The sequence below is a fragment of the Streptomyces sp. NPDC058145 genome, from assembly GCF_042884245.1.
Lineage (GTDB): Bacteria > Actinomycetota > Actinomycetes > Streptomycetales > Streptomycetaceae > Streptomyces.
The window spans coordinates 1-7,500 of the sequence record NZ_JBHVUH010000046.1; the positions used below are offsets into that span (position 1 = coordinate 1).

5 protein-coding genes and 3 rRNA genes (1 of these 8 only partly in view) are annotated in these 7,500 nt (G+C 43.3%); 4 read left to right on the plus strand and 4 right to left on the minus strand.

Translation table 11 applies throughout. The annotated features are described in order from the left end of the window. The 3 genes from ACFVVO_RS39030 to ACFVVO_RS39040 all read left to right on the plus strand — a co-directional run. Positions 1-296, plus strand: a 23S ribosomal RNA gene (locus ACFVVO_RS39030); the annotation flags it as partial. Between the two features lie 61 nt (positions 297-357). After that, a 5S ribosomal RNA gene (gene rrf, locus ACFVVO_RS39035) occupies positions 358-474 on the plus strand. 147 nt (positions 475-621) lie between these two features. Then, positions 622-1,464 (plus strand): tyrosine-type recombinase/integrase, encoded by an 843-nt coding sequence (locus tag ACFVVO_RS39040; RefSeq protein WP_376296049.1) that lies wholly within the window; start codon positions 622-624, stop codon positions 1,462-1,464. Between the two features lie 46 nt (positions 1,465-1,510). Here the strand turns inward: ACFVVO_RS39040 and ACFVVO_RS39045 are convergent, their stop codons facing one another. The 4 genes from ACFVVO_RS39045 to ACFVVO_RS39060 all read right to left on the minus strand — a co-directional run bounded on the left by ACFVVO_RS39045 (position 1,511) and on the right by ACFVVO_RS39060 (position 5,498). Continuing rightward, positions 1,511-1,774 (minus strand): hypothetical protein, encoded by a 264-nt coding sequence (locus ACFVVO_RS39045; RefSeq protein WP_376296050.1) that lies wholly within the window; start codon positions 1,772-1,774, stop codon positions 1,511-1,513. Next, positions 1,758-2,555, minus strand: a complete 798-nt coding sequence (locus ACFVVO_RS39050; RefSeq protein ID WP_376296051.1) for a ParA family protein — start codon at positions 2,553-2,555, stop codon at positions 1,758-1,760. The genes ACFVVO_RS39045 and ACFVVO_RS39050 overlap by 17 nt, the downstream gene beginning before the upstream one ends. 137 nt (positions 2,556-2,692) lie before the next feature. Then, complete coding sequence (locus ACFVVO_RS39055; protein WP_376532906.1) at positions 2,693-3,943, minus strand: replication initiation protein; 1,251 nt, start codon at positions 3,941-3,943, stop codon at positions 2,693-2,695. Positions 3,944-4,928: 985 nt separating this feature from the next. Next, the gene (locus ACFVVO_RS39060) at positions 4,929-5,498 is read right to left on the minus strand and encodes a tyrosine-type recombinase/integrase (protein ID WP_376174685.1); all 570 of its coding nucleotides are present in this window, start codon (positions 5,496-5,498) and stop codon (positions 4,929-4,931) included. A 537-nt stretch (positions 5,499-6,035) separates the two neighbouring features. Between ACFVVO_RS39060 and ACFVVO_RS39065 the strand changes: the two genes are divergently transcribed. Beyond that, a 16S ribosomal RNA gene (locus ACFVVO_RS39065) occupies positions 6,036-7,500 on the plus strand (it continues 85 nt past the right edge of the window).

Below are 7,500 nucleotides of genomic sequence, written 5' to 3' on the forward strand. Positions count from 1 at the left end.
TTCGGTCCCTATCCGTCGTGGGCGCAGGAAATTTGAGAGGAGCTGTCCTTAGTACGAGAGGACCGGGATGGACGCACCGCTGGTGTACCAGTTGTCTTGCCAAAGGCATAGCTGGGTAGCTACGTGCGGACGGGATAAGTGCTGAAAGCATCTAAGCATGAAGCCCCCCTCAAGATGAGATTTCCCATAGCGCAAGCTAGTAAGATCCCTGAAAGATGATCAGGTTGATAGGTCTGAGGTGGAAGCGTGGTGACACGTGCAGCTGACAGATACTAATCGATCGAGGACTTAACCAAAATGACGTGCAGAATTTACTTCTTCTATTATCTAGTTTTGAAGGAACAACGTTCCTCATAGTTTGGTGGCGATAGCGAAGAGGTCACACCCGTTCCCATTCCGAACACGGCAGTTAAGCTCTTCAGCGCCGATGGTAGTTGGGGGTTCTCCCCCTGTGAGAGTAGGACGCCGCCAAGCAATTTCTAGTTTTAGGATTCATAACCCGAAGAATGCAGGTTCAAAATCCTATCTCTTTTCAAAAAAACCTTAGGATTTTTCCTAAGGTTTTTTTGTATATTTTTTCATCTGAAGCGTTTGGATGAACTCTAGGCGGGAGGATTTTTGATGAATAAAGAAGAAATCCGAAATACTGACCAAATCCTTCATTCTTTTGCTGAATGGTTAATGGATCAAAATAAATCAGACAGTACGGCTAAAACATATGTAGGTGTTCTCTCTCAATTTTTTCAATGGATGAAAGAAGAAATAGAAGAGATTGAATCGACCCATGTGCAGGCCTATCTTGATTATATGGACGATTCCAATAAAAGTGCCGGAACAATCGAAAAGCATTATACAGCCATCACTGTATTTTCCCGGTTTCTTAACAAACCAGAGATTATGGCCAACATTGACCGCAAAGCCAAGGAAAAGAAGGATGAACCACCAGAGTCACTGGAGCCAGCTGAACAGTCAGCACTAATAAAAGAAGTGGAAGACGAAGGAAATGTGCGGAACATTGCTATTGTTTATGTTCTTCTTCATACCGGGATTCGGGTCTCCGAGCTTTGTGAATTAAATCACACCGATATAAAAAAAGACGGTGAAAGAGAATCTATTCTTATCCGGGATTCAAAAGGCGAGATTGAACGGGTTATCCCCCTATCAAGAGCTGCCAGTGAGCATATTAAGCGTTATAAAGACTCTCTGAAGGCCGAGAATGAAGCAGTCTTCTTATCCAGTGTTAACCAGCGTATGACACCGAGGGCGGTTCAATATATGCTGAGCAAGTACGATGTGAGCCCGCACAAGTTGAGACATACTTTTTGCCAGAATCTTATCGATAAAGGAATTGAGATTCAAACCGTCTCAAAGCTGGTCGGCCATAAGGATTTAAATATGACTAAACGCTATATCAAAGAATCCGGACAGGGACTTGATGCAGCTATTCAAAATACATTTGATTGATAAAAAAGAAATACCCAGTTATTCGGGTATTTCTTTTTTATCGTGTTCATTTAAGATACTGTTCCAATGCTTCCTCGATCAATAGATAAATGTTCTTTTCCTGAAGCAGCGACTGCATTTTCAGTTCTTTATGAAGGTCCGTTCTTAGATCGAAGGATACCCGTTTTCGGTCTTTCTTCTTTTCTTCTTTTTTTCCACTGTTTAAACGTTCCTTGGTTTCTTCCGGTAATACTTCTTCGTTCAAGGCAAAACTGGGGCTAATGTGCTTTTGACTGCGCATTTTACTCTTGATGTCATTTACCTTCGACACGGCTGATCAACTCCTTATAGAATCCTTCGTATTGTCCCAATGCCTGCCGCAGTTCAGCGTTCTGGTTAAATCCATACAGAGATAATCTGCCAACAGGCGCCTTCCTGGTAATCACCGTATCAAATACCAGGTCCGGGTAATCTTCCGCAATTAGTTCATTAAAGGCCTTGGCATCGCTTCGCCTTACATCATTCATCGTGCGCAGCACGCCGATCGCCTGAGTATTTCTCTTTCCGAATTCATTGGCTCCATGGATAGAATCCATGAAATTCGGGATAGCTGAATAGCACCAATTTGAACATTCGAATAAAACAACCACGTATTCACTGGCACACAGTGCATTTGTTGTCTGTTCGCTTAAGGAGGGAGGAGTATCAATAACGATAAAATCGTATCTGTCCCTGACGGACTTCAAAGCATGATCTAAGACAGAACTTGGATTCCCGCTAAAAGGGATCGTATCGCCTTTATATGTTTTTCCCGTATACAGCCAGCGCGGGAAAGTTGCCAAAAAGTTGTTGGCAGGCAGAAGATCGAGGTGATCGTTGATATTCAGTATGTAGCCCTCAACATTATCTTCCTGCATCGCTTCCAGCACGGACTTGCCCATATACTCATTTGAAGGCTGCTCAGACAGAAGCTCTGTAAGGTTGCCCTGTGAGTCCATATCCACTGCAAGGACCCTATATCCATTTCTGCTCAACAAGTGCGCGAGAATGCCGGTTGTGGTGGATTTTCCGCAGCCTCCCTTTTGAATTCCCATTGTAATAGTAATCGCCATCCCTTTATCACCCTTTCTTCTTTTATTTTTTTCTTCTAACGTTGTTTTCTTCTTTTCTTCTTTTCTTCCTTTCTTCTAACGTTGTTTTCTTCTTATTTTATACGATGCCTTTGTCATCCAATTAAAAAAGGCACTCATTAATGGGTGCCTTTTTTTAATTTCTTAAGTTGCTTTTCGAACTTACGCTTGCGCTTTTCTAGCTCCTCTACTGAATCACTTTCAGCCTCCGGCTCCTGAATTTGCAGAACTTCAAATAATTCTTCTTTAATTTCTTCAAATGTAACTGCTGCTGATTCATGATCCAATTTCAGTACTTCCTCCATTTTTTCAATGGACTTTTCCCGTATATACCAAGCAGGCAGTACTTCTTTTGATTTTCTGAAGTCAGATACTAAGCGTATAAGGATGTCTTCTGATTCATCATTATCCTTGTTTGCTGCCTTTAAGACCTTGGTTATGTATCCGACGGGGTTTTCGATGTCCTTGCGGTCCTGTATTTTCTCCAGGAGGCTCATTACATTGTCCTGTCCATGCTTTTCCCATGAAAGAATGACTTCGTCCGTTAACCTTACCCCCATCTTTAAGCCGAGTTTTTTCACTTTCTCTATAAACGTATCGGCAAATTCCTGCAAATGATTTTGAAGCAGGTCCAATTGATCAGGTTTTCCATTGCTTCCTGAAGTAATGAAAAATTTGATTTTATCCACTCTTCGTCCTGTCCTGATTTCTTCTATTTCAAAGGATATATCCGTTTTAGCCTTCAATTCCTTCTGGGCTGGTACAAGAACACGCTGCTTAAAGTTTCCGTATGCAGGATAGATATCCTCAGCCCCGAGCATTTTGCGCAGGTCCTTCAGGTAAAAGGATCTTTCCTTCAGTCTTTCATATTGCTTCAGTAATTCATATATCCTTATGGCGTAGGAGCTTTTCAGCTTCACCACATTCTCAAGTTTGTAGCTTGTGAATTCCCTTTTCAGCTGAAGCAGGTACGGCCGCAGGAAGGGATCAAACCTTATGTCTACAGTTCCTTCCGTTTCGTTATACGCTACATAGCTGAGCCACGAAACCTGTATGACCTTTTTTTTAATCCGCACTTCAAATACCTTCTTCATCAAATCCTTCGTAATCTGCTTCAGTTCTGTATATTTGGGTGTTCCTTTTAAGCTTAGGAGATCTGAAAATTCCTGAATAGGCAGGGTGTAGGTTTTGAAATCTGAATCTGCAGGTGTAATATGGCTCGCCAGACAAAGGATGATTTTTTGTTCTACCACGCCTAATTTATAATTTGCTTCAATGAGCATATTCGACTTAGTCACCAAATGGTTGTTCTGTGTTTCGTTTTTTTCTAAAATTTTCATCACAATTTCCTCCCTTTCGAGCTTCTTCATTATGACAAAAATCCATCGATAACAAAAGGATTTTTTTGTTATAATTCGCACCAAAAATGTTATAGTTCGCACCAAAAATGTTATAGTTCGCACCAAAAATGTTATAGTTCAGGCACCAAAAATGTTATAGTTCGCACCAAAAATGTTATAGTTCGCACCAAAAATGTTATAGTTCGCACCAAAAATGTTATAGTTAGAGGTCTTGAGGCCAGTCATACCAATGGTTTGAGGCCTCCGAAAACAATTAAAACAATGTAAAACAATTAAAACAATATTAGTAAAACAAACACAACAGGGGGTTTTTTGTTGTGAAAATTCTGAAAACTTTAAGATAGAGTAAGTTCAAAACACTAATTTGTGTATCAAAGGTTAAAGACTATTATTTTTTTAAAAGGTTTTAATGATCTGTCTTTACACCTCTGATAGAGCGATAAAAAGAGAGAAATTATAAAGAATTCAATGTCTGGCTTTATTTCTGTCTTATTTCTAGCATGATCTTATACATATTCAGGATACCGGCCGGCTCATTCTTTTTCGTAAACGCCAGAAGACCTCACCCTGCCAACGTACCTTTTGGAATGCTGAGGTCTTCTGGCACTCTAAAGATATCGCCGGCCGGTAGGGAAAGTTTTCTGTCTTGATGTGAACAGTCAGGCAAGATGTGAGTTAAGAGAAAATAAATGCTTTAGAAAAAGAAAAAGAGAAAAATGAAAGTAGATAAAGCTACAGATGTAGGATTCGAGGGTTCCGAAAAGGAAAAATGAAAAACAGGCATAAAAGTGTATGATTCACCAAGAGGTTTTTAAAAAATACGCTGTTTAAGCTTTGTATTTGCCTTTCTAAGCTGTTTGATTTTTTTCCGAATAGGAAAATAAAGATAGGGAGTTCAAACCTCTAAAAACAGCCTTTATGGACGTCTGATAACGAGGGTCTTTCGGAAGTAAAAAAAAAGAACAGTCAAAGACTGCTCCTTCGTTCGGAACCGTTATTTAAACACACTGAAGGTTTTCAAGACATTATTGGTTTCTTCTTCTGTGATGCCGATATACCTCAGGGTAATCGAAGGGTCCGAATGGTGCAGGATTCCCTGCAGCATCGCAATGTCCTTTGTCGCTTTGTAAAACCAGTATCCGAACGTTTTCCGCAGGGTATGGTTGCCGACATGGTCGACACCAGCAAAGTCGGCGGCCTTATTTAACTGCCGGTATGCCTGGGTCGGCGTGATGGCGCCGTCCCCCTTCCGGGATGGAAAAAGCCACTCACTGTCCACATTGACGGCATAGCCGTAGACTTCCTGAAAACAGTTTTCAAGGTACATCTCCCTGATTTTTTGTGTTTTTCCCTCTTTGATGCGCAGTATCTTCGTGTACTTTCCTTTCAAATTCAGAATCTGTTTGGTTTTGAGTCGTAAAAGATCTCCAACTCGCAGCCCGGTTTCACAGCCAAGGACAAACAGAATGTAATCACGTTCCGAACAATGGCGTTTAAGCGCCCACTTCATATCTTCCAGCTGCTGCTGGTTCCGAATGGGCTGCACGTTCTTAATAGGGTTCATAATTGTGTCCCCTTCTTTTTCAAGACGTTCCGAAAAGGTTGCGAGCCCTTATAAAACGGATACTTGAATGTATGATTTTATGTATTTATCTTCATTATAAGGATTAAAAACGAAGGAAGTCAATGAAATCAAGGAAATGAATGTACGGTCGTCTACAGAATCATACATAAAGTAACTTGCTAAAAAAATCATTGACATCATGTGTAAACTCTTTTATCATAAGGGAGTTGCTTATTTAGCAAGCAAGGCATTTTTGATCTTAGAAATTATTGATAGAGCAGTAAAAACAAGATCGAACATGTTCTTGAAAAAAACTATTGACGTCTTATTGAAATAGTAGTAAGATTAGGTAGTCGCTAAGAAATAGCGATTTTAAAAATAACTAACATTCTTCGCAGAAGTTGACAACTACTCAACTTCGTGATATGATGATTAAGTTGTTAAAGTGATTGCTCTTTGAAAACTGAACAAAACTAAGCGCCAACGTTTTAAAATAGTGAGCACACACTCTAAAAGCAAATGAGCAAGTCAAACATTTCTTCGGAGAGTTTGATCCTGGCTCAGGACGAACGCTGGCGGCGTGCCTAATACATGCAAGTCGAGCGAATGGATGGGAGCTTGCTCCCTGAAGTTAGCGGCGGACGGGTGAGTAACACGTGGGCAACCTGCCTGTAAGACTGGGATAACTTCGGGAAACCGGAGCTAATACCGGATACGTTCTTTCCTCGCATGAGGAAAGATGGAAAGACGGTTTCGGCTGTCACTTACAGATGGGCCCGCGGCGCATTAGCTAGTTGGTGAGGTAATGGCTCACCAAGGCCACGATGCGTAGCCGACCTGAGAGGGTGATCGGCCACACTGGGACTGAGACACGGCCCAGACTCCTACGGGAGGCAGCAGTAGGGAATCTTCCGCAATGGACGAAAGTCTGACGGAGCAACGCCGCGTGAGCGAAGAAGGCCTTCGGGTCGTAAAGCTCTGTTGTTAGGGAAGAACAAGTGCCGTTCAACTAGGGCGGCACCTTGACGGTACCTAACCAGAAAGCCACGGCTAACTACGTGCCAGCAGCCGCGGTAATACGTAGGTGGCAAGCGTTGTCCGGAATTATTGGGCGTAAAGGGCTCGCAGGCGGTTTCTTAAGTCTGATGTGAAAGCCCCCGGCTCAACCGGGGAGGGTCATTGGAAACTGGGGAACTTGAGTGCAGAAGAGGAGAGTGGAATTCCACGTGTAGCGGTGAAATGCGTAGAGATGTGGAGGAACACCAGTGGCGAAGGCGACTCTCTGGTCTGTAACTGACGCTGAGGAGCGAAAGCGTGGGGAGCGAACAGGATTAGATACCCTGGTAGTCCACGCCGTAAACGATGAGTGCTAAGTGTTAGGGGGTTTCCGCCCCTTAGTGCTGCAGCTAACGCATTAAGCACTCCGCCTGGGGAGTACGGCCGCAAGGCTGAAACTCAAAGGAATTGACGGGGGCCCGCACAAGCGGTGGAGCATGTGGTTTAATTCGAAGCAACGCGAAGAACCTTACCAGGTCTTGACATCCTCTGACAACCCTAGAGATAGGACGTCCCCTTCGGGGGCAGAGTGACAGGTGGTGCATGGTTGTCGTCAGCTCGTGTCGTGAGATGTTGGGTTAAGTCCCGCAACGAGCGCAACCCTTGATCTTAGTTGCCAGCATTCAGTTGGGCACTCTAAGGTGACTGCCGGTGACAAACCGGAGGAAGGTGGGGATGACGTCAAATCATCATGCCCCTTATGACCTGGGCTACACACGTGCTACAATGGACAGAACAAAGGGCAGCGAAACCGCGAGGTTAAGCCAATCCCACAAATCTGTTCTCAGTTCGGATTGCAGTCTGCAACTCGACTGCGTGAAGCTGGAATCGCTAGTAATCGCGGATCAGCATGCCGCGGTGAATACGTTCCCGGGCCTTGTACACACCGCCCGTCACACCACGAGAGTTTGTAACACCCGAAGTCGGTGAGGTAACCTTTTTGGAG